General features: G+C 72.1%; 16 protein-coding genes and 1 tRNA gene. 10 read left to right on the plus strand and 7 right to left on the minus strand.

Annotated features, from left to right (window positions below):
- Nucleotides 1-50 precede the first annotated feature (50 nt).
- Both AB0I81_RS11775 and AB0I81_RS11780 read right to left on the minus strand, forming a co-directional pair.
- On the minus strand, nucleotides 51-2,195 hold the full coding sequence (locus tag AB0I81_RS11775) for a tetratricopeptide repeat protein (protein WP_360654040.1): 2,145 nt from the start codon (nucleotides 2,193-2,195) through the stop codon (nucleotides 51-53).
- Nucleotides 2,192-3,358 carry a hypothetical protein gene (locus AB0I81_RS11780; RefSeq protein ID WP_360654043.1) on the minus strand — a complete coding sequence of 389 codons (1,167 nt, stop codon included), beginning with the start codon at nucleotides 3,356-3,358 and terminating at the stop codon, nucleotides 2,192-2,194. Before AB0I81_RS11780 ends, AB0I81_RS11775 begins: the two co-directional genes overlap by 4 nt.
- Before the next feature lie 176 nt (nucleotides 3,359-3,534).
- Between AB0I81_RS11780 and AB0I81_RS11785 the strand changes: the two genes are divergently transcribed.
- Genes AB0I81_RS11785 through AB0I81_RS11795 form a run of 3 tightly spaced genes read left to right on the plus strand, consistent with a single transcriptional unit; the run spans nucleotide 3,535 to nucleotide 5,470 of the window.
- Nucleotides 3,535-3,693, plus strand: a complete 159-nt coding sequence (locus AB0I81_RS11785; RefSeq protein WP_360654046.1) for a hypothetical protein — start codon at nucleotides 3,535-3,537, stop codon at nucleotides 3,691-3,693.
- Nucleotides 3,694-3,725: 32 nt separating this feature from the next.
- Nucleotides 3,726-5,000, plus strand: coding sequence for a hypothetical protein (locus AB0I81_RS11790; RefSeq protein WP_360654049.1), 1,275 nt, complete (start codon nucleotides 3,726-3,728; stop codon nucleotides 4,998-5,000).
- Nucleotides 4,997-5,470 carry a hypothetical protein gene (locus AB0I81_RS11795; RefSeq protein ID WP_360654052.1) on the plus strand — a complete coding sequence of 158 codons (474 nt, stop codon included), beginning with the start codon at nucleotides 4,997-4,999 and terminating at the stop codon, nucleotides 5,468-5,470. Before AB0I81_RS11790 ends, AB0I81_RS11795 begins: the two co-directional genes overlap by 4 nt.
- A 227-nt stretch (nucleotides 5,471-5,697) precedes the next feature.
- Here the strand turns inward: AB0I81_RS11795 and AB0I81_RS11800 are convergent, their stop codons facing one another.
- Nucleotides 5,698-6,015, minus strand: coding sequence for a YtxH domain-containing protein (locus tag AB0I81_RS11800; RefSeq protein WP_360654054.1), 318 nt, complete (start codon nucleotides 6,013-6,015; stop codon nucleotides 5,698-5,700).
- Nucleotides 6,016-6,142: 127 nt separating this feature from the next.
- Between AB0I81_RS11800 and AB0I81_RS11805 the strand changes: the two genes are divergently transcribed.
- A tRNA-Asn gene (locus AB0I81_RS11805) sits at nucleotides 6,143-6,214 on the plus strand.
- Nucleotides 6,215-6,486: 272 nt separating this feature from the next.
- Complete coding sequence (locus tag AB0I81_RS11810) at nucleotides 6,487-7,617, plus strand: nitric oxide synthase oxygenase (RefSeq protein ID WP_360654057.1); 1,131 nt, start codon at nucleotides 6,487-6,489, stop codon at nucleotides 7,615-7,617.
- Between the two features lie 26 nt (nucleotides 7,618-7,643).
- Here the strand turns inward: AB0I81_RS11810 and AB0I81_RS11815 are convergent, their stop codons facing one another.
- Nucleotides 7,644-8,345, minus strand: coding sequence for a tyrosine-protein phosphatase (locus AB0I81_RS11815; protein WP_360654060.1), 702 nt, complete (start codon nucleotides 8,343-8,345; stop codon nucleotides 7,644-7,646).
- A gap of 53 nt (nucleotides 8,346-8,398) precedes the next feature.
- Between AB0I81_RS11815 and AB0I81_RS11820 the strand changes: the two genes are divergently transcribed.
- Nucleotides 8,399-9,175: an enoyl-CoA hydratase-related protein gene (locus AB0I81_RS11820; RefSeq protein WP_360654063.1), complete on the plus strand. Its 777-nt coding sequence runs from the start codon at nucleotides 8,399-8,401 to the stop codon at nucleotides 9,173-9,175.
- 78 nt (nucleotides 9,176-9,253) lie between these two features.
- Here AB0I81_RS11820 and galK read toward each other — a convergent pair whose 3' ends face one another.
- Nucleotides 9,254-10,369 (minus strand): galactokinase, encoded by a 1,116-nt coding sequence (gene galK / locus AB0I81_RS11825; protein WP_360654066.1) that lies wholly within the window; start codon nucleotides 10,367-10,369, stop codon nucleotides 9,254-9,256.
- Nucleotides 10,370-10,412: 43 nt separating this feature from the next.
- On the opposite strand from galK, the gene AB0I81_RS11830 reads away from it, so the two are divergent.
- Nucleotides 10,413-11,357 (plus strand): pyridoxal-phosphate dependent enzyme, encoded by a 945-nt coding sequence (locus AB0I81_RS11830; RefSeq protein ID WP_360654069.1) that lies wholly within the window; start codon nucleotides 10,413-10,415, stop codon nucleotides 11,355-11,357.
- Here AB0I81_RS11830 and AB0I81_RS11835 read toward each other — a convergent pair.
- Nucleotides 11,330-11,755 carry a DUF6766 family protein gene (locus tag AB0I81_RS11835; protein WP_360654072.1) on the minus strand — a complete coding sequence of 142 codons (426 nt, stop codon included), beginning with the start codon at nucleotides 11,753-11,755 and terminating at the stop codon, nucleotides 11,330-11,332. The two genes, AB0I81_RS11830 and AB0I81_RS11835, sit on opposite strands and share 28 nt — an antisense overlap.
- 50 nt (nucleotides 11,756-11,805) lie before the next feature.
- Nucleotides 11,806-12,351 carry a hypothetical protein gene (locus tag AB0I81_RS11840; protein ID WP_360654074.1) on the minus strand — a complete coding sequence of 182 codons (546 nt, stop codon included), beginning with the start codon at nucleotides 12,349-12,351 and terminating at the stop codon, nucleotides 11,806-11,808.
- Nucleotides 12,352-12,471: 120 nt separating this feature from the next.
- On the opposite strand from AB0I81_RS11840, the gene AB0I81_RS11845 reads away from it, so the two are divergent.
- From AB0I81_RS11845 to AB0I81_RS11855, 3 genes are all read left to right on the plus strand, one after another.
- Complete coding sequence (locus AB0I81_RS11845; protein WP_360654077.1) at nucleotides 12,472-17,292, plus strand: tetratricopeptide repeat protein; 4,821 nt, start codon at nucleotides 12,472-12,474, stop codon at nucleotides 17,290-17,292.
- A 75-nt stretch (nucleotides 17,293-17,367) separates the two neighbouring features.
- Complete coding sequence (locus AB0I81_RS11850) at nucleotides 17,368-18,078, plus strand: helix-turn-helix domain-containing protein (RefSeq protein WP_360654080.1); 711 nt, start codon at nucleotides 17,368-17,370, stop codon at nucleotides 18,076-18,078.
- Nucleotides 18,079-20,610 carry a PEP/pyruvate-binding domain-containing protein gene (locus AB0I81_RS11855; protein ID WP_360654083.1) on the plus strand — a complete coding sequence of 844 codons (2,532 nt, stop codon included), beginning with the start codon at nucleotides 18,079-18,081 and terminating at the stop codon, nucleotides 20,608-20,610.
- Nucleotides 20,611-20,613 lie beyond the last annotated feature (3 nt).

A 20,613-nucleotide genomic window follows, 5' to 3' on the forward strand; every position in this document is an offset into this window, starting at 1 on the left:
TCTGCTTCATCACAACCACGTCCTCGGTCGTACGGCGTCCGCCTGCTTCATCACAACCACGTCCTCGGTCGTACGGCGTTCGCCTGGTCGATCAGTTCGTGGCGTTCCTGGCGGGACTCCGCCGCCACCGCCAGCTTGCGGAAGATGGACTCCAGCCGCCTGCGCAGCCCCGCCTCGGTGAACGGCGCGTCGGCCAGCCGGGCGTCCTTGGGCGGTGGCGGGCTGCCTTCCAGCCAGGTCAGCGCCCCGCCCAGCACCTCCGCGATCAGCTGGTCGCGGCGGCGCGGATCGAGGTCGGCCTGCCTGGTCACCCGCTCGGCCGCGCCCACCAGGTCATCCGGCCCCAGCGTGCTCAGGTCGGACCGCCGTACCACCGAGGCCGCCAGCGCCACCTGCGCCGCCACCCGGTAGACCGAGGAGGTGGGCACCTCGTCCAGCACGCCCATCCGGCCCGCCCTGGCCAGCCCGAACACCGCGCTGACATAACTGTGGTCGGTCCGCCAGACGACGTCGTACCAGGAGATCGCCGGCTTGCCCGCGCACTCCAGGGCGAAGGCGAGCGCCAGCTTGGGCGCCGTCTCGCCGGGCAGCTCCGACACGCACGCGTCGAACATCGACACCGCCGTGTCCGCCTGGCCGGCGCTCAGCGCGTGCACGCCGCGGTACCAGGTGACCCGCCAGTCGCCCGGCAGGTCGCGGTCCAGCTCGTCCAGGGCGGCGTACGCCTCGTACACGTGCGCCTCGGCCTGCAGCCTGGCCCGCATGAGCCTGGTCTCGGGGGTCTGCGGCATCGCGGCGAGCTGGTCGATCAGGTCCCTGCCGTCACGCCCGATCAGCCCGGCCAGCGAGCCCGCCGCCGGATCGGCCGGATCCACCAGGGGCACCGGCAGCGCGCGCGCCACCGCCGCCGGGTCGAGCGGCGGGAACACCTCGCCGTCGTCGCCGGACAGCGCTGTCCCGACGGCCGTGCGCTCGGGCCCGAACAACGTCGAGAGCGCCGGGTAAGGCACCCCCTCCTCCAGCGCGCTGACCTCCCGCAACACGCCGACGAGCTGCTCCTCCATCTCCTCGGCGCTCTGGAACCTGTCGGCGGGGTCCGGCGCGGTCGCCTTGCGCAGCAGCCGGGTGAACGAGGCGTGCCCGCAGTCGTCGGGCAGCGCGTTCTCGGTGCCGCCGGAGGCCGGGCTGAACCCGTGGATGGCCAGCACGGCCAGCGTCCTGGCCACGGTGTACAGGTCGGAGGCCACCGACGAAGGCCGGTCCGACAACTCGGGGGCGTGGTAGCCGGTCGTCACCCACGACGACCCCACCGGCGAGTCGAACGGCTGCACCGCGCCCAGGTCGATGAGCTTGAGCCGCTTGCCGACCCTGATCACGTTCGCCGGCTTCAGGTCGCAGTAGATCAGGCCCTTCTCGTGCAGGTAACCGAACGCCTGGAGGATCTCCCTGCCGTACATGAGGACCTCGCGCAGCGGCAGCGGGCCCTGGCGGCGCAACTCGTGCAGCGACTGGCCGCCGACGTACTCCATGACGATGTAGCCGAAGCCACCGGAGCGCACGAAGTTCATGATCTTGACGATGTTCGGGTGGTCGACCGAGATGAGGAACTTGCGCTCGGCCTCCGCCGCCTCCAGCGCCTCGGCGTCCATGGTGTTGAGCAGGCCCTTGAGCACCACCCACATGCCGTCGAGGTTCTCGTCGGAGGCCAGGTAGATCCAGCCGAGCCCGCCGTGCGCCAGGCAGCCCAGCACCCGGTACTGGCCGGCCACCAGGTCGTCCTTGCTCAGCTTGGGGGTGAAGGAGAACTGTGTACGGCAGTGCGGGCAGAACCCGTTCGTCAGCCCCGGCCGCCCCTCGCGGGAGCGGCCCACCGCCTGCCCGCACGCCGGATTGGCGCAGTACCGCTTGTTCTCGGGCACCTCGGGATCGGTCATCACCGCGGTGGACGGGTCGCGGTAGGGCGCGGACGGCAGGTCGGCGACCGTCGCCAGCACGCCGGCCCGCGACCTGCCGCTGCTCACGGGGCCGCTCATCGACCTGCTCGACGGCCGGGTCCGGGCGGATCCCGACGACGGGCCGGACGACGGGGTGGAGGCCGCCGCGGGCACCGGTGGAGAGCTCGCCGCGTGGCCGCAGAGGTCGCAGTAGCCGTCCTCGATCGTCCCCGTGCAGCCGGGCTGCGCGCAGCGGGTCATCGATTACCTCCGGAGATCGCGCGCTGGTAGTCCTCGACGGCCGTGGCCGCCCTCGTCAGGTCACAGGGAGCACTCCACAACAACGTGCGCGCCCGTTCGTACAGCTCGCCGGCGGCCGGATCCTCGGCCAGTCCCTTGCGCACCGCCATCACCTGGCAGGCGCCGAGCCGCCCGCGCAGCTCATCCCGCCTACTGACCAGGCCGTACAGCGCCTTCGCCGTGGTCCGCGCCTGATCGGCGGCCTTGCGGACCTCCTCCTCCAGGGCCGACACGCGTTTGGCCCGGGTCACCCAGGGGTCGGCTGAGGCGTCCAGCGCGTCCAGGGCGGCGCTCAGCCCGTCCACCCTGCTGCGCGGCTGCGCCCGGGGCGGCAGGGAGATCTTGACGACGACCGCGCCGTGCGCCAGCCGGGCCTCGCTCTCGGCCGCGCGCACCAGGTCCAGCGCGGCCACCAGGTTCTCGCGGCGCCTGGCGTACTCGCCCTTGACCACGATCGCCAGCTCGACCTCCGCGCGCCGGTCGGACAGCAGGCGGGCCACCCGGTCGAGGTCGTGTCCGGCGGGCGGGCCCAGCGGGTCCTCGACGACCGCCGCACGCAGGCGTTTCAGCTCGGTCTCCGGCGCGCCCAGGTCGGCGGGCTCGCCCAGCTCGCGCTCCAGCTCGCGGACCCGCCGCAGGTCGGCGTCGGCCTCGTCGAGACGGGGCAACACGGCGTTCCAGACCGCGTCGATGTCGTTGAGCGCCGAGGTGACCTCGCCGAAGGCGGCGTCCATCCGGGTCACGGTCGCGTCCAGCGTCAGCCGCTCGTCGGCCTGCGGCCGCAGCGAGCGCTGCTCGACCGGCTTGGCGGCGGCCCGCAGCACCACGGACGCGCCCGACAGCAGCTCGGTCAGCCGGGCGAGCTGCTCCGCGCCCAGCCTGGCGCGGGCCGCCCTGACCTGCTCGGCGTCGCGCAGCACGGCCCGGTAGGCGTCGTGCAGCGACCACAACACGACCAGCGACTCCTGCGCCGCCGCCCAGCGCCGCCCGGTCGTCCCGCGTAAGGAGGCGCCTTTGAGCAGCTGGTAGGTCGTATGGGATTCGAGATCGAGCAGGTCGCCCGAGATGCGGTCGCGTTCCTCGGCGCGGGTCCGCAGCGCATGCTCGGCGCCTTCCCTGCTCATTGGTGGTCCCAGGCTCATCACGCTCCCCGTGAAGAGGCCCCCGATGCCCCGTTTATACCTCCCAAACGGGGGGCTTGACGGCTTTAGTTCCTTTGGCTCCGGGTAGCCCCTGACTCGTCCCTGATTCAACCCCGGTCCGCCTGCAAACGGCTTAACGATCTCTTAGCGTTACGTGCATGGGACGTATTTTTCTGATCGTCGCGGCCGTCATCGCCGCCCTCGTACTGCTCGGCCCTCTTCTGGGCTTCGCGCTCACGCTGCTCAAGTGGGCGCTCATCATCGGCGGCGCCGTGCTGGCCGTCACCTTCGTGTCGAAGTGGCTCAAGAGGACATAGCTTCCTGCAACATCCCCCGTCATAGTTAGGGGATGGAGGCGCGGCCCGCGGTCGACGATGCCGCGCTCGGGCGCGAGGCACTGTCCGTGCTCGACGCGAACTGGACGGGCTCTGGCACCGTGCCCGCACCAGGGCTTTATCCGCACCAATGGAGCTGGGACTCCGCGTTCGTCGTCATCGGCCTGGCCAGGCACCGGCCGGACCGGGCCAGGGACGAACTGCTCAGCCTGCTGCGGGGGCAGTGGGCCACGGGGATGTTGCCCCACATCGTCTTCCACACGCGCGAGGCGTACTTTCCCGGCCCGTCCGTGTGGCGATCGCAGGAGCACGACGCCTCGCCGCACGTGCTCACCTCGGGACTCACCGCGCCGCCGCTGCACGCGCTGGCGGTGTGGTGGCTCTACCGCCACACCGGGGATGCCGCTTTCGTCAGGAAAGCGTATCCGGCGCTCGCCGCCCAGAACGACTACCTCACCTCCTCGCGCGACCTCGGCGGCGCGGGACTGGCCGCGATCGTGCATCCGTGGGAGTCGGGCATGGACGACAGCCCGGCCTGGGACGCCGCCCTCGGCGCGCTCCCCGTGATCAGGTACGGCTATCGCAACGTCGAGCTGGACGAGCGCCACCCCGACAGCGACCACGACCGCTACGTCTGGCTGGCCCTGCGTTACCGGGACGCCGGATACCGCTCCGAGTACCTGCGCGACGAGCACCCGTTCGCCATCGAGGACCCCATGTTCAACGGGATCTGGCTGGCCTCCTGCCAGGCCATGGCGGAGCTCGCGCCGCTGGCGGGCGCCGATCCCGTCCCGCACGCCGAACAGGCGGAGCGCATCAGGGACGCCATGTTCGACCGCCTGTGGGACGGCTGCTACTACGCCAGGGACCTGCGTACCGACCAGCTGATCAGGGTGTGCACGGTCGGCTCGTTCGGGCCGCTGCTGGATCCCGGGTTACCCGCCGACCGGCTGCAGGCCGCCGTGGAGATGCTGGAATCGGCCAGGTTCATGGGGGCGACCGGCTATCCGGTGCCGAGTTGCGAGATCCGCGCCAGCCAGTTCGACCGTACGCGTTACTGGCGCGGCCCCTCCTGGGTGAACACCAACTGGCTGCTGCGCAGGGCCGCCGCCGTGCACTCGCTCGACCACCTCGGCCAGCAGCTCACCAACGGCACCCTGCGCCTGGTCCGGCAGGCCGGCTTCCGCGAGTGTTTCGACCCGTTCGACGGCAGCGGGCGCGGCTGCAGGGACTTCTCCTGGAGCGCGGCGCTCACCCTCGATCTGCTCGCCGATACGGTGGTGGAATGAGCATTTTCCGCCGCCTGCCCGCCGACGTTCGCAAGTCACTGAACACCGAGCAGGGGGAGCGGGTCCTGACCTTCACCCGCACCGAGACCGGGCACGTGGTGGCCACCGACCTCGCCCTCCACCTGGCCGACGGCACCCGGATCCCGTACGAGCGCATCGACAGGGCCTCGTGGGACGAGGAGGGGGTGCGCGTGGTGACCACGGACGGCGTGCGCCACTTCGAGCCGATCTCCGAGCCGCGCATGTTGCCCGAGACCATCCGCGAGCGCGTCAACTCCACGATCGTGGTGAACAAGCACGTCAGCCTGCCCGGGAAGGGCGGTGTGCGACTGGTGGCGCGGCGCCGGCCCGGCGGCGAGATGCTCGGCTGGACCTTCGTCTTCGACGACGGGCTCGACCCGCAGGACCCCGGCCTGCGCGCCCAGGCCGAGCAGGCCCTGGAGGGTGTACGACGCAGCATGGGCGTCTGAGCTCTGTGAGGGGGGTGCGGCGCGCATGGCCGGGTGAGCCCGGGAGGGGGGTGCGGCGCGGCATGGCCGGGTGAGGGCCGTGTCGCGCGGGCGTGCCGAGACCTCGTCCGGCGCGGGTGTGGACGTGTGAAGTGCCGCACGCTTACCTGAAGTGCCGCACGCTTACCTGAAGTGCCGCACGCTTACCTGAAGTGCCGCACATTCACGCGCCCGTGCCGCGTCCGGCGTCAGTAGGGGATGCCGCTGTCGCGCGACTTCTGGTCCGCGACATCCTCGTCGGGCCACCCGGTGCCGGTCTCGGGCTGGTGGGCGTCGTTGTGCAGGAACGGGATGCGGTTCTGCAGCGTGCCCCCGACCTTGGCCCTGGCCACCCCCGCGGCCTTCGACGCCTGCGCTCCGACGACCCCGGCCACTTCCTGCACCCGGGGGCTGTCGGCGACGCGCTGCGCCGTCCTCTTGATCTGTTCGTACCGTTCGCGTCCTGCCCGGCTGCCCAGTACGTAGCCGACAGCCAGACCAACAGCGAATGTCATCCGATAACGCATATTGCACCTCCGCTGTCTCGGGGACTACCCCGCTCACGATGCGACACGCACTCTCTGAGTGCGCTAATCTATTCATGCGCACGACGGAGAGGCCAGACGGTCTCGGCGAAGTGAGCGGACAACTCAATCCCGCGTAGCTCAATGGCAGAGCAGCCGGCTGTTAACCGGCAGGTTAGAGGTTCGAATCCCCTCGCGGGAGCAGAGCAGGTCAAGGCCCCTTCCGGGTTCCGGAAGGGGCCTTGTTCGTTGGGGGCCCGGTGCCTCGATTTCACGCTATGTGACGTGATGGCGACACGTTTTCGGATTGGCGGGACAAGCCAGACCTCGGCAGGAAAGATAAGAGCAGGTCCGACAGGGGGCCGCAGCCGCGGGAAGTCGTGTGGGTGGCGAGGAGAGGGCGCCGCGAGCAGGAGGCGTCGCCGACCCGGAATCGGCGGGGTGCTCCGATGACGGAGAAGTGCTGGTTTCCGCGTGCCCATTTGGATCAGGTCTCTTCGCCCGTACGACGCCCTCGCCTCACAGGCGGTGATGGAGCGCACCACCGATCTACGCGAGGCGGAGCGCTTCGTCAGGCTCTTCCACGCCGAGAACCCCGCCGCCGGAGGGCTGCGCGCCCGCCTGCGTGACGTGGCCAGGCAGGTGGCCCGCCACGGGATCTACACGCACACGTACGAGGAACTGGAGTTCGGCGCCAGGGTGGCCTGGCGCAACAGCAGCAGGTGCATCGGCCGGTTGTACTGGCGCTCGCTCAGGGTCCGCGACCGCAGGCAGGTGGACACGGCCGAGGGGGTGGCCCTGGAGTGCGTGGCCCACCTGCGCGAGGCCACCGGGAACGGCAAGATCAGGCCCACCGTCACCGTGCTGCCCCCGGACACCCCCGCCCTGCCCGGCCCCCGGATACTGAACGACCAGCTCATCCGCTACGCCGGATACCGCGAAGGCGATCACGTCGTGGGCGATCCGCTCAACCTCCCGCTCACCGAGACCGCCCAGGCCCTGGGCTGGCGCGGCAGGGGCGGCCGGTTCGACGTGCTGCCCGTCGTCATCCGGCCGGGACTCGGCGATCCGCTGCTCGCCAACCTGCCGGGGGACGCCGTGCTGGAGGTGCCGCTGGCGCATCCGGACTATGGCTGGTTCGAGGAGCTGGGGCTGCGCTGGCACGCCGTGCCTGCCATCTCGAACATGTGCCTGGAGATCGGCGGCGTCTGCTATCCGTGCGCCCCCTTCAACGGCTGGTACATGGGCACCGAGATCGGGGCGCGCAACCTGGCGGACGCGGACCGGTACGACCAGCTCCGGGTCGTGGCGGACCGGCTCGGCCTGGACGCCTCCACCGAGCGGACCCTGTGGCGCGACCACGCGCTGGTGGAGCTGAACGTGGCGGTGCTGCACTCGTTCGAGCAGGCGGGGGTCACCATGACCGATCACCACACCGAGTCGCACCGCTTCCTGACCCATCTGTCCAAGGAGGAGAAGGCGGGGCGGGTCTGCCCGGCGGACTGGTCGTGGATCGTGCCGCCGCTGTCCGGCAGCGCCACCCCCGTCTTCCACCGCTACTACGACACCAGCGTCCTGACCCCCAACTTCGTCCCCCGTCACTAGGGGTGTTCTCTGTCAGGCGTCCTCTGTCAGGCGTCCTCTGTCAGGCGGGCGCGCAGGGCGGTCAGGTCGGCGGGGGTCAGGCCGGCCGCCGTCAGGTACGCCTCGATGTCGAGGTCCCGCAGCAGTGCCGTGATGGCCTCGGCGGTGGTCACCCCGGCCGTGGCCAGCACGGACGCCACGCGCAGGCCGTCATCGGGCTCGCCGAGCCGGGCGTACAGGGCGGTCAGGCGGGGTGTGGAGAGCTCGTAGTCGGCCAGGATGTGGCCGTGTTCGACGCCGGCCAGCGCCAGCAGCAGGATCGTGACCAGGCCTGTGCGGTCGCGGCCGGCCGCGCAGTGCACGAGCACGCCGCCGCTCGGGGCCCGGGCGATGGCGCGCAGGGCGGCGGCGCAGCGGCTGGGCCAGCGGTCCATGAAGGGGCGCAGGTAGAGCGGGGTTCCGCCGTACCGGCTGCGGTCGGGGTCGTCGCGGCGGTCCAAAGGCACGCTGACGAAGGTCATCCCGCGCGGGCGCAGGCCGGGCTCGAAGCGGAGCTCGCCGGGGTCGCGCAGGTCCAGGATTGTCCGTACGCCGTGGGCCGCTGCCGCCGCCCAGCCCCGCTCGGTGAGCCTGTCGGGCGTGTCGGAGCGCACCACGGCTCCCCAGCGGGTACGCCGCCCGCCCGCGACCGGCAGACCGCCCAGATCGCGCACGTTTCCGCAGCCGTCCCACGAAAGTTCCCGATCCATGCGGCTCACTGTATCCTTGCGATCTCTGGCTAGAACATGGTTCTGTTAGGAGCATGGTGGACCTCGTACTCTCGGACCTTGACGATCAGGGCGTGCTCACCCTGACCTTCAACCGGCCCGACACGCTCAACGCCTGGACCGACGCCATGGGCAGGCGCTACTTCGACCTGCTGGCCGAGGCCGAGCAGGATCCCGGGGTGCGGGCCGTGGTGGTCACGGGCTCCGGCAAGGGGTTCTGCTCCGGGGCCGACTTCAAGACGCTGAACGCCATCCAGAGCGGCTCGTATGACGGTGTGCCCGACCCGCGGCCCAACACCTTCCCCACGACCATCCGCAAGCCCATCATCGCGGCGGTCAACGGGGCCTGCGCGGGGCTGGGCCTGGTGCACGCGCTCGTCTGCGATCTGGTCTTCACCGCCGAGGAGGCCAAGTGGACGACGGCCTTCGCGCGGCGGGGGCTGGTCGCCGAGTACGGGCTCTCGTGGGTGCTGCCGCGGATCATGGGGCAGCAGCGGGCGATGGACATCCTGCTGTCGGGGCGGGTGTTCACCGGTCGCGAGGCTTACGAACTGGGTCTGGCCAACCGGGCCGTGCCGGGGGCCGAGCTGCTGCGGCAGGCGCGCGAGTACGCCGGGGAGATCGCGGCGAACTGTTCGCCCGCGTCGATGGCGATCATCAAGCGGCAGGTGTGGCACGACTGGGAGGTCACGCTGGAGGAGTCGGCCAAGACGGCCACGCAGGAGATGCTCGCCTCGTTCGGGCGTCCCGACTTCGCCGAGGGCGTGGCCAGCTTCCTGGAGCGCCGCCCGCCCGGCTTCCCGTCCCTCTGACGCCCCGCGGTCCTGATTCGTCCCCGTGACGCCGGGCCACGCCTGAGGTTGTTGAGGCGGTGGCCCGGCGGGTGAGGGTCAGGAGAGGCGGTGGGCGCCGGCGGCCGGGGCGGCGGGCAGGAAGCGCGGGGCCTGGAAGCCACGCTCGGCATAGGCGGCCGACACCGACTCCTGGACGCTGTCCAGGCGCTCCACCGGCACCAGGGCGATCGCGGAGCCGCCGAAGCCGCCGCCGGTCATCCGGGCGCCGCGGGCCCCGCCCTTGAGCGCCGCCTCGACGGCCACGTCCAGTTCGGGGGCCGAGACCTCGTACAGGTCCCTGAGAGACAGGTGGGAGGCGTTGAGCAGGGCGCCGATCTCCGTGACGGCGCCCGCGCGCAGCAGCCCCACGAGGGCCTCCACGCGGTGGTTCTCCGTGACGATGTGCTCGACGCGCTTGCGCTCGTCGCCCTGGAGTTGCGCCAGCGCCGCCCCCAGGTCCGTGACGTCGCGCAGGGCGGGGACGCCGAGCTTGCGGGCCGCGGACTCGCACTCGGCGCGGCGCTTGGCGTACTCGCCGTTCGCGTGCTCGTGGTGGACCTGCGTGTCGATGATGAGCATGCTCAGGCCGTGGGCGGTCACGTCGAGCGGGATGTTGCGCGAGCCGAGCGAGCGGCAGTCGAGGAACAGCGCGGAGCCCTCCTCACACAGCGCGGAGGCGGCCTGGTCCATGATGCCGCAGGGCATGCCGACGAAGTCGTTCTCGGCCTTCTGGCTGAGCAGGGCGAGCTCCATGGGCGTCATGCCCAGGTCGTGCACGTCGTTGAGCGCCGAGGCGACGGCCACCTCCAGCGCGGCGCTGGAGCTGAGGCCGGCGCCCTGCGGGACGTCGCCGTCGATGGCGATGTCGGCGCCCGAGACCCGGTCGCCGAGCATGGCCAGGACCCCGACCACGTAGCGGGTCCAGCCCCGGGACTCCTCGCGGGTGGCCATGGTGACCGGCTCGGTCGAGGCGCCCTGGAGCGACAGGAGGCGGATGGTGCCGTCGGTGCGCGGCGTGAGCGCCGCCGTGACGCCCCACGGCACCGCGAACGGGAACACGAAGCCGTCGTTGTAGTCGGTGTGCTCGCCGATCAGGTTGACCCGGCCCGGCGCACGCCAGACGGTCTGGGGGGACGCGCCGTAGGCGGCACGAAAAGCTTCAACAACGCGCATAATCGAACACTCCTAAACAAAGGCCCGACCGTAGACTAGCGCCATGGAGGAACTCCTGGATCCAGGACTCGGCCAGGTCCGGGTGTTCCTGAAGCATGACGACAACAAGCCGCGCAAGCTCAAGTACAACCTGGGGCATTCCCGGCTGCTGACGTTCGGCGGGGCCTACTCCAACCACATCAGGGCGGTGGCCGAGGCCGGGGCGCGGCACGGCATCGAGACGATCGGCGTCATCAGGGGCGAGGAGCACCTGCCGCTGAACCCGTCCCTGGCCCGCGCGGCGGCCTGCGGCATGACGCTCACCTATCTCGACCGGGCCTCCTACCGGCGCAAGCACACCGAAGAGGTGCTGGCGGGGCTGCGGGCGCGGTGGGGGGAGGACATCGCGATCCTGCCCGAGGGCGGGAGCAACGCGGCGGCCGTGCGCGGGTGCGCGGAGCTTCCGCCAGAGATCGAGCACGAGATCGGGCGGGACTATGACGTCCTGTGTTGCCCGGTCGGGACCGGCGGGACGCTGGCCGGGATCTCGGCGGGGCTGCCGGAGGGGCGGCGAGCGCTCGGGTTCGCGGTGCTGAAGGGGGGCGGGTTCCTGGAGGGGGAGGTGGCCAGGCTGCAGCGGGAGGCGTACGGGCGGACGTGGCGGAACTGGTCGGTCAACCTGGACTACCACTTCGGCGGGTACGCCAAGTCAACGCCCGCCTTGGACGGATTTATCGCGAAATATCGGGTCGAGCGGATCTACGTCGCCAAGATGTTGTACGGCATCCTCGACCTGGCTCGCCAGGGCGCCTTCGCCCCGGGCACCCGTATCGTCGCCGTCGTCACCGGCCGCCCCGAAGCCCCGGCGGGGGAGGCGGTCGCTGGCCCGCCCGAGGAGGCCGTCATTGGCGCGCCCGGGGAGGCCGTCATTGGCGCGCCCGGGGAGGCCGTCATTGGCGCGCCCGGGGAGGCCGTCATCGGTCAGCCCTCGACCCCGGTCGAGGAGTGAGCCGCGCCCACCGGCTTCGACTCGGGTGAGCCCCGCTGCCACAGATAGATCGACAACACCACCATCGACAACACCGCCAGCAACTCCGACTGCCAATTCTGCAGGCTGCGATCCCAGAACTCGGGCGAGGTCACGTGTGCCTCATCGCCCCAGACGCTCACCGCCGTGACCGCGCCGCCCGCCCCGAGCCGCAGCCCGCGCAGCGCGGCGGCGCAGTCCTCGCCGGGGTCGGGCAGCTTGTCGGCGGTCTTGCGGGCGAGCATCGCGCAGGCGGCGGCCTCCTGGTGGGAGGAGAGGGCGGCGTGGAAGCGCTCGGCGGCCCGCGCGGGCGCGGCCGTGTCCACGGAGCAACCGACAGTAGTCAGCGCCAGCGCCAGTACGGCGATCGGCATCCTCATGCGCCCCTGCTACCCACACGGCGATCAGGCATGCTGACCGCCTGCGAAGGTCAGCCGAGCTGGTCGAGCACCGGTGACACCAGCGCGTTCAGCTCCCTGGCCAGCACCGCCACGGCCCGCAGCGCGCTCTGCTCGACCTCCTCGTGCGGGCCTTCGGGCTCGGGCGGCAGGTCGTCGAGCGGCACCGGCGCCTCCACGAGCATCGAGGCCCGCAGGAACGGGTGCCTGGCCAGGTCCTGCTGGGTCGGCTCGACGTACTGGCCGAAGGTCTCCTGCCAGCCCAGCCAGCCGCGGTCGCGCCACCAGGCCCGCGAGCGGCGCAGCTCCTCGGGCAGCGGCGAGACGATCCTGACCCGCGCGGTGAGCGTGCCGTCCCAGGTGTTGCGGTGGCAGGTGGCCTCCAGGATGCGCCGGTCCCAGCGGACGAAGCCCGGGGTCAGCGACGGTGGCGTGGCCAGCTCCCACGCGGTGCAGGCGAACCGCACCGGTGCGATGTCGCCCCACTCGAACTCGTCGAGCCTCTTACGCACGTGTACGGCATAGCGCCCGTCACGGTCCCTGTCGAACTCTTGATCGATCCAGAACGCCTTGCCCATGGGCACTACGCTACGGCGCTCTCCTGGTTCGCGCGGGCGTAGGCGAAGATCTCGGAATTTACTGTGATGCGAGTGCCACATGTGTAGCTTTTTCACGTTGATGGATGAAATGGGAGTGATATGGCTTCAGAGCAGCTCGACGCGGCCATGAACCACTGGCAGGCGGGAGAGCTCGACCGGGCCGCCGCGCTGTTCAGGCAGATCGCGGCCACGGGGGATCCGGAGGCCTCCCATTTGCTGGCGGGGTTGTTGCACGAACAGGGCGATCTGGAGGGCGCCGAGGCGGCGCACAGGTCGGTGATCCAGTCGGGTGACCCGGTGTTCGGCCAGCGCTCGGCGATCGCCATGGGCATGATGCTGGTCAACGCCAAGGAGTGGGCGGCGGCGCACCGCGTGTTGATGATCGCCTCCGACGGCGCGGACTTCGAGGTGGCCGCGCTGGCGGACACGGCGCTGGTGCTGGTGCTGACGCAGCTCGGGGACGCGCAGGGCGCGGAGGAGGCGTTGCGGCGGGCCCGCAGGTGCGAGAGCGCCGCCGTAGCCGAGCTGGCGGACCAGCTGGAGTTGCCCGAGTTCCACCAGGACTCCGCCACCGCCCGTGAACTCTATGACCTGGCCGAGGAGGAGGACGACTACCGCGAGCTGCTGACCTGCGGGGATCCCGAGGTCGTGTCGCTGTCGGCGTTCGAGCTGTACCGGCTCTACGCCGACGAGGGGGATTTCCAGGCGGCGCGTGAGGCGTGCGAGCACGCCATCGCCGTCGGCCACCCCGACCACCTGGCGATGGCGCACAAGCTGCTCGGCGCGGTGCTGGTGGACCTCGGTGAGTACGCCGAGTCCGCCGCGGCCTACCGGGTGGCCGTCGAAGATCCCAGGCCCGACGTCCGGCTGCCCTCGCTCATCGAGCTGGCCAAGGTCACCGCGCAGCTCGGCGACGAGGAGGAGACCAAGGCGATCTTCCACCGGGTGATCGCCAGCGGCCAGCGCGAGCACGCCCTGGAGGCCCAGGCGTGCCTGGCCCAGATGCACACCGAGGCCGGCGAGCCCGCCGAGGCGCTGGCCGCGCTGCGCGCCGTGCTGGAGGCGGACGACGACGAGTGGGCCTCCGCCTGCGTCACCATGCTCAGCCTCCTGCTCGAACAACATCCGCAGGCGCGCGACGAGATCATGGAGCTGGTCACGCTGGCGGCCGGGCACGCCGACCAGGACGCCGCGTTCAAGGCCACGCTGCTGCTCCAGCACGCCGCCATGCAGCAGCCGCTCGCCGACCCCGTCGAGGAGCAGGCGCTGCAGGACACCGACAACGCGCTGGCCCAGCTGCAGGCGGGCGAGCTGGCCGAGGCCAGGACGCTGCTGCGCCGGGCCGCCGACGCGGGCGCGCCCGCCCAGTCGCCGCGGGCCATGGTGGTGCTGGCCAAGCTGGAGCTGGGCGAGGGGGACCGCGAGCAGGCCGACGAGCTGCTGTCGTACGTGGCCGAGGGCGACGACGTGCTCCAGGGCTTCAGCGCGGCGTTCCTGCTGCACCTGCTGCGCGTGTCGGGCGCCGAGCCGCACCCCGTGCTGGGCGCGATGCTCGATCACCAGCGTTTGGGCAGGCAGGAGGGGCTGCGGCGCTATCAGGAGGCCGCGCGGCACCCCGACCCGGCGGTGGCCGCCATCGGGACCGCCGTGTTCGCGCAGGTGCTGGCCTCGGTCGGGTACGAGCTGTCGGACGCGGCCGAGATGTTCCTGACGGCGGCCGACAGCGGGGACCCGCTGGCGCTGTCGTACACGGCGGTGCTCGGCAAGGAGGTGCTGCCCGACCGGGACCAGGCCGTCGAGCTGCTGCGCCGGTCCATGGCGGGCGGGCATCCGGCGCTGGCGGCGTGGGTGGGGTACACGCTGGGCGCGCTCGTGGCCGAGGACGATCCCCGGGAGGCGCGCGGGTCGTACCTGACGGCCTTCGGGAACACCGGGCACAGAGGGCTGCGGATCGAGATCGCGGCGGGGCTGATGGACGTGTTCGAGCGGCAGGGCGACCTGCTGGCCGCCTGCCGCCTGCACGAGCGGCTGATCGCCGAGGGCGAGGGGCCCGAGCGCAGCGCGCTGCCGCTGGGCTTCAACCGGATCAGGCTGGACGACGTCGAGGGCGCGCGGGCCGCGTTCGCGCTGAGCGACGACGAGTTGTGCGTCTTCGGCGGGCTGGTGCTCGACGGGGACTTCGAGGCGGCGGCGCGGGCCTTCCCCGAGGGGGAGGCGCAGGCGATGGCCGGGATGCTGGCCATGGAGTGCGCGCACGCCTGGCGCAGGCTCGGCCGGATCGCCGCCGCCGACGGGGCGTTGTCGCTGGTGGCCACGTCCGGCCACCCGGCCCAGCGGCAGCAGGCCGGCTGCCTGCTCGGCGCGCTGCGCGGCGACGACGGCGACCGTCCGGGCGCGGTCTCGGCCTTCCTGGACGCGGTGGGCGAGGACGCGCACCTCAACGGCGTGGCGCTGCGCTCGGCCGGTGAGGTGCTGCGGGAGCTGGGGCAGCACGCCGAGGCGGTGGAGGCGCTCAGCCGGGTGCCGGGCGACGGGACGGCCCTGATGATCGCGGAGTCGCTGGTGGCCTGCGGCCGCCTGGCGGAGGCGCGCGAGCGGCTGGCCGCGCTGCCCGAGCCGTCCGGGGCGTCGGAGCGCCTGCTCGGCATCCTGCTGACCGAGACCGGTGACCTGGACGAGGCCAAGGCCGCGTTCGAGCGGGCGGCGGCCATCGACCCCGGCTCGGCGCCCCGGACGATGCTGGAGGCCGGTCGCCGGCTGCTGCGGGCGGGCGACGCCAAGGCCGCGCACTTCGCCCTGGAGCGGGCGGCCTCCCAGGAGGAGGACAGGCACACCGTCGCCGTCGCCGCCCACCTGCTCGGACGCACCCCGCCGGAGGAACTGCCCTGGGCGCTGCTGGCCGAGGGGGACAGGGAGGCCGCGCTGGAGGCGATGACCGCCCGTACCGGATCGCGGCCGCTGGCCGAGCTGGTGCTCGCGCTGCCGGACGACGACGTACGGCAGGTGCGCCGCCTGCTGGCCGGGCTCGGCCCCGCGCAGCGCGCCGAGGCCCTGGACGAGATCATGGCCAGGGCGTCGCGGGCCGAAGAATCGGCGGCCACGGCGTTCTACCGCCTGCTCATGGAGGAGGCGGGGCCGGAGATGGCCGCCCAGGCCGCACTCGACCTCGGCATGCTGATCGCGGAGGGCGGCGACAACTGCCGCTCGGAGCTGTGCCTGCGGTCCGCCACCGGGCACCCGGCCACGGCCGGCGCGGCCTGGCACGCCATCGCGGTCGTCCGGCACCGCCGCGGCGACCTCGACGGGGCCGTCGAGGCGGCCAGGGCCGGGCTGCCCGACACCGCGATCCTCGCCGCCGAACTGCTGGAAGAGCGCGGGGACCCGGTGCAGGCGCGGCGGCTGCTGACCGCGACGGCGGCCGACGGAGATCTCGAATCCCTGCGGCGGCTGCTCGCCCTCCTGCTCAACGAGCAGGACTACGACGCCGTGGCGCGGCACGCGGAGCCGGCCGTGGCCTCCGGCGACCCCGAGACGGTGGCGACGGGCTACTGGGCGTGGGGCGGCGCGCTGAGCGCCAGGGGCGAGGCCGGGCAGGCCGCCGCCATGTACGCCAAGGGCGTCGAGGTGAACCATCCCGACCTGTCGCCGCCCCTGCGGGTGAACCTGGCCGAGGCCCTGCGCGAGCTGGGCGACACCGCCGGGGCCGAACGCGAGCTGCGCACGGCCACCGAGTCCGGCCATCCGCACGCGGCGGCCAAGGCGAGCGTGCGGCTCGGCTTCTGGGCCTACGAGGAGGGCGATTCGCTCGCCGCGGCCGGGGCGTTCGCGGGCGCGCTCGGCACCGCACTGGACCAGACGGCGACGAAGGCGCTGAACGACCTCTCCCTGGAGGCGTGCGACCGGGGCGAGCACGCGCTGGCGCTCCAGGTGCTGGCGCTGATGGGCGACGAGGCTGCCGAGCAGGCCCGCGGGCTGGGGAGGCGATGCGAGGACCCGGCGGCCGTGCCGCGCTACTTCGAGCTGGCGGGTCCCGGCCCGTACACCGAGCTGGAGGCCGCCGAGCGGCTGGCGGAGCTGGGGGAGAGCGGCGCGGCGCGGGCCACGTACGAGCGGCTGGGTGAGCACGAGGATCCCGACGTGCGCTTCATCGCGGGCGGCAGGCTGCTGGAACTGCTCGACTCGGCCGGCGAGGCCGAGGCGTTCTACGACCTGGCGGAACGGCAGGCGGGCGACGCCGACAGCCCCGCGCCCGGGGTGTTCGGCAGCCTGCTGGGCATGTTGCAAGAGCGCCAGGGCGACATCGACGCCTCGCTGCGCACGCTGCGCGAGGCGGCCGGCAGCGGCGAGCCGACCACGCTCAGCGTGTACGCGCAGACGCTGGTGAGCGCCGGGCAGGTGGACGAGGGCAGGCAGGTCTACCTGCGGGTGCTGGAGGCCGGCGACGGCGACCTGGCGGCGCGGGCCATGATCGCGCTCGGGCAGACCTACCACGACGAGGACGAGGAGCGGGCGCACGCCTGGTACCGCAGGGCCGTGGCGGAGGGCGAGGGGCACGTCAGCGCGCTGGGCGCGATGTACCTGGGCGCGCTGGCCAAACGGAACAGGGACTTCCCCGAGGCGCTCACCTGGTACCAGCGGGTCATCGACGCGGGGGACACGGAGTCGGGCATGGCCGCGGCGCACCTCGGCGAGCTGTGTTACTGGCTCGGCGACCGCGACGGGGCGCTGCGCTACTACGAGCTGACCCTGGGCCTGAGCGAGCGGAGCGAACTGGTGGCCGAGGCCGCCTGCCGGCTCGGCGAGATCCGGTACGAGCGCGGCGACCTGGACCTGGCCCGCAGGCTGCTGACCACGGCCGTCGAGACCGGCGACCCGGCCTTCTCCTCCGACGCCGAGGCGCTGCTCGTGAAGCTCGCCTGAACCCTCACAAGCCCGGCTTGCGCATAATTAAATGACCAAATAGTCTCATCTAGTCAAACAAATGAGGTGAGACGCATGGCCAAGGCGGGACGGCCGCCGCGGGATCCGGCGCGTCAGCTCCAGCGGGCGCACCGGATCCTCGACGCGGTGGCCGAGCTGGTCCTGCGCCGGGGCTATGACACGACCACGATCGACGACATCGCCAAGCGCGCCGGCGTCGCCAAGGGCACCGTCTACCTGCACTGGAAGACCCGCGACGAGATCTTCGCCGCGCTGCTGCGGCGTGAGCGGCTGCTCCTGCTGACCGCCCTGCGTGAGCGGGCCCCCGCCACGCTGGGCGAGTTGTTCGGGGAGTTCTCCCGTGCGCTGCTGGGCAGGCCGCTGCTGCACGCCGTGCTGACCGGCGACTCCGAGGTGCTGGGCAAGCTCGGCCGCCGCAAGCGCGACGGCGACACGAGCCCGGTGCCGTTCGTGCCGATCTCCGACGCCTACGTGACCGAGCTGATCAAACACGGTGCGGTACGCGCGGAGCCCGGCGACCACATGCTGGTGGTCCAGTCGATCGTCTACGGTTTCCTGTTCCTGCCGGACAACTTGCCCGACGGGGCCAGGGCGTCCGACGACCGGATCGCGGACCTGGTGGCCGACACCATCGAGCGGGCCATGAGCACCGGCCGGGAGCTGCCGGCCGCCGACGCGGCGGCCGTGGCGCGGGCCACCGGCGTCTTCCTCGACGCCATAGTCGAGATCGCCCAGCAGAAGCTGGCGCTCTCCATGGAGGTTTAAATGAAGGCCGTCATTCCGCTCGGCGACGACGCGGCCGACCTCGCGACCGCAGGTGGCAAAGGTGCCTCCCTGGCGAAACTGGCCGCGGCGGGACTGCCCGTACCGGGCGGTTTCCACATCACCACCGAGGCCTACCGCGCGTTCGTGGCCTCCTTCCTGGAGGAGCTGCTGCGCGCGGTCACCGACGATCCCGACCTGATCCCGCCGCTGTTCACCGGGCACGACGTGCCCGGGGAGATCGCCGAGGAGATCGTACGGGCCTATGAGGCGCTCGGCGACGACGTACCCGTGGCCGTACGCTCATCCGCCACCGCCGAGGACCTGCCGGAGTTGTCCTTCGCCGGGCAGCAGGACACCTATCTCAACATCCGCGGCGACGCGCTGCTGGACGCGGTCAAGCGCTGCTGGGCCTCGTTGTGGAACCCGCGCGCCATCGCCTACCGCGACCAGAACGGCGTGCCGCACGACGACGTGGCGCTGGCCGTGGTCGTACAGGCGCTGGTGGACGCCGACGCGGCCGGGATCATGTTCACCGCCAACCCGATCACCGGCGCCCGCGACGAGACCGTCGTCAACGCCTCCTGGGGGCTGGGCGAGGCGGTCGTCGGCGGCCAGGTCAGCCCCGACACGATCGTCGTGTCCGGCGGAGTGGTCACCGAGTCGCGGACCGGCGACAAACAGGTCATGACCGTACGCACCGACGACGGAACCGAGGAGCGGCCGGTCCCCGAGGACAAGCGCGACGCCCCCGTACTGGACGAGGAGGAGGCGCTGGAGCTGGCCGGGCTCGGCACGCGCATCCAGGACCTGTACGGCACCCCCATGGACGTGGAGTGGGCCAGGCACGAGGGATCGTTCGCCATCCTTCAGGCCCGCCCGATCACCGGGCTCAAGCCGCCCCTGGAGGAGTGGAACGACAGTCTCAAGGGCGAGTACCTGTGGACCGGGGGCAACCTGGGCGAGGCCATCCCCGACGTGATGACGCCGATCACGTGGTCGTTCGTGCGCCTGTTCATCGAGGAGGCCATGTCCGCCTCCGCGCTGCCCGGCTTCGACCTGGTGGGCAACATCGGCGGACGCTTCTACATGAACCTGAGCGTCGTCTACTCCGTCGCCGGGGCGCTGGGCATGCGCGGCCGCCTCGGCGCGGTCGAGCAGGTCTTCGGCAAGCTGCCGCCCGGCCTGGACGTGCCCATGGTGAAGGTGTCGCGCTGGCAGATCATCAAGCGGGTGGTGCCCATGGCCGTGCACATCCGGCGCCGCGTGCGCGACAACCTCAAGAACATGAGCACGTTCCTGGCCGAGTCGCCGCGGCGTTGTGAGGAGCTGCGCGAGCGCATCGCCAAGGTCGAGACCGGCGCCGAGCTGGCCGGCCTGTGGGAGCGGGAGATCCTGCCGCTGCTGGTCACCTCCTCCCGGATGCTGGAGGCCGCGGGCCGCCAGGGCGGCGCCACGCTCGTCTACACCCGCCAGCGGCTGCGCAGGATGATGGGCGAGGTGGCCGCCGAAGGCATGCTGACCGGCGTCAACAACGACGGCGAGCTGGCCAGCATGGGCCCGGTGCTGGGCCTGGCCAGGCTGGCCCGCGGCGAGATCACCAGGGACGAGTTCGCCCGCTCGTACGGGCATCGCGGCCCGCACGAGTTCGAGATCTCCATCCCCAGGCCCGGCGAGGACCCCGAGTGGATCGATGCCCAGCTCGCGGGCCTGCGCGACCTGACCGACGACACCGAGGCGCTGCTGGAGCGCCAGGGCAAGGCCAGGGAGCAGGCGTGGGCCGTCTTCGCGCAGCACTACCCCGGCAAGGAAGGCGGGATGCGGGCCAGGGTCCGGCGGTGGAACGCGGTCGTGCGCGACCGGGAGAGCGCGCGCTCGGAGAACATGCGGGCGTTCTGGGTGCTGCGGGCCTTCGTGTTGCGCGCCGGGGAGCTGACCGGGGCCGGTGACGACGTCTTCCACCTGTACCTGCCGGAACTGCTCGCGCTGCTGCGCGGCGACCGGGAGGCGCTGGAGAAGGCGCCTTCGCGGCGGGCCACCTACGAGCGGTACGCCGCCCTGCCGCCCTACCCCGCCCTGATCGTGGGCCACTTCGACCCCGTGCGCTGGGCCGCCGACCCGGACCGGCGGGCCGACGTCTACGACGCGCGCGGCGCGGCCGTGCCGGTGGACGACACCGTGACCGGCTTCCCCGGCGCGCCCGGCGTGGTGGAGGGCATCGCCAGGGTGATCTCCGGTCCCGACGACGGCGACCGGCTCAAGCCCGGCGAGATCCTGGTGACGACGCTGACGAACGTGGGCTGGACGCCGATGTTCCCGCGCGCGGCCGCCGTGGTGACCGACATGGGCGCGCCGCTGTCGCACGCCTCGATCGTGGCCCGCGAGCTGGGCATCCCCGCCGTCGTCGGCACCAGGAACGCCACCATGCGGCTGCGCGACGGCGACCGGATCAGGGTGGACGGCGAGCGGGGCACGGTCGAGTTGCTGGAATCTCAAGATCATGCCAAGTCGGCTGTTCCCGAGGCTGGTGTGTGATCA

Origin of the sequence: Nonomuraea sp. NPDC050404 (assembly GCF_040655495.1) — a bacterium.
Lineage (GTDB): Bacteria > Actinomycetota > Actinomycetes > Streptosporangiales > Streptosporangiaceae > Nonomuraea.

What these genes read in the sequence shown, in the direction of transcription:
- AB0I81_RS11775 (WP_360654040.1), bottom strand. Translation starts at nt 2,195, where the DNA reads ATGACCCGCTGCGCGCAGCCCGGCTGCACGGGGACGATCGAGGACGGC.
- AB0I81_RS11800 (WP_360654054.1), bottom strand. Translation starts at nt 6,015, where the DNA reads ATGCGTTATCGGATGACATTCGCTGTTGGTCTGGCTGTCGGCTACGTA.
- galK (WP_360654066.1), bottom strand. Translation starts at nt 10,369, where the DNA reads ATGCGCGTTGTTGAAGCTTTTCGTGCCGCCTACGGCGCGTCCCCCCAG.
- AB0I81_RS11830 (WP_360654069.1), top strand. Translation starts at nt 10,413, where the DNA reads ATGGAGGAACTCCTGGATCCAGGACTCGGCCAGGTCCGGGTGTTCCTG.
- AB0I81_RS11850 (WP_360654080.1), top strand. Translation starts at nt 17,368, where the DNA reads ATGGCCAAGGCGGGACGGCCGCCGCGGGATCCGGCGCGTCAGCTCCAG.
- AB0I81_RS11795 (WP_360654052.1), top strand. Translation starts at nt 4,997, where the DNA reads ATGAGCATTTTCCGCCGCCTGCCCGCCGACGTTCGCAAGTCACTGAAC.
- AB0I81_RS11780 (WP_360654043.1), bottom strand. Translation starts at nt 3,358, where the DNA reads ATGAGCAGGGAAGGCGCCGAGCATGCGCTGCGGACCCGCGCCGAGGAA.
- AB0I81_RS11835 (WP_360654072.1), bottom strand. Translation starts at nt 11,755, where the DNA reads ATGAGGATGCCGATCGCCGTACTGGCGCTGGCGCTGACTACTGTCGGT.
- AB0I81_RS11820 (WP_360654063.1), top strand. Translation starts at nt 8,399, where the DNA reads ATGGTGGACCTCGTACTCTCGGACCTTGACGATCAGGGCGTGCTCACC.
- AB0I81_RS11855 (WP_360654083.1), top strand. Translation starts at nt 18,079, where the DNA reads ATGAAGGCCGTCATTCCGCTCGGCGACGACGCGGCCGACCTCGCGACC.
- AB0I81_RS11790 (WP_360654049.1), top strand. Translation starts at nt 3,726, where the DNA reads ATGGAGGCGCGGCCCGCGGTCGACGATGCCGCGCTCGGGCGCGAGGCA.
- AB0I81_RS11840 (WP_360654074.1), bottom strand. Translation starts at nt 12,351, where the DNA reads ATGGGCAAGGCGTTCTGGATCGATCAAGAGTTCGACAGGGACCGTGAC.
- AB0I81_RS11815 (WP_360654060.1), bottom strand. Translation starts at nt 8,345, where the DNA reads ATGGATCGGGAACTTTCGTGGGACGGCTGCGGAAACGTGCGCGATCTG.
- AB0I81_RS11845 (WP_360654077.1), top strand. Translation starts at nt 12,472, where the DNA reads ATGGCTTCAGAGCAGCTCGACGCGGCCATGAACCACTGGCAGGCGGGA.
- AB0I81_RS11785 (WP_360654046.1), top strand. Translation starts at nt 3,535, where the DNA reads ATGGGACGTATTTTTCTGATCGTCGCGGCCGTCATCGCCGCCCTCGTA.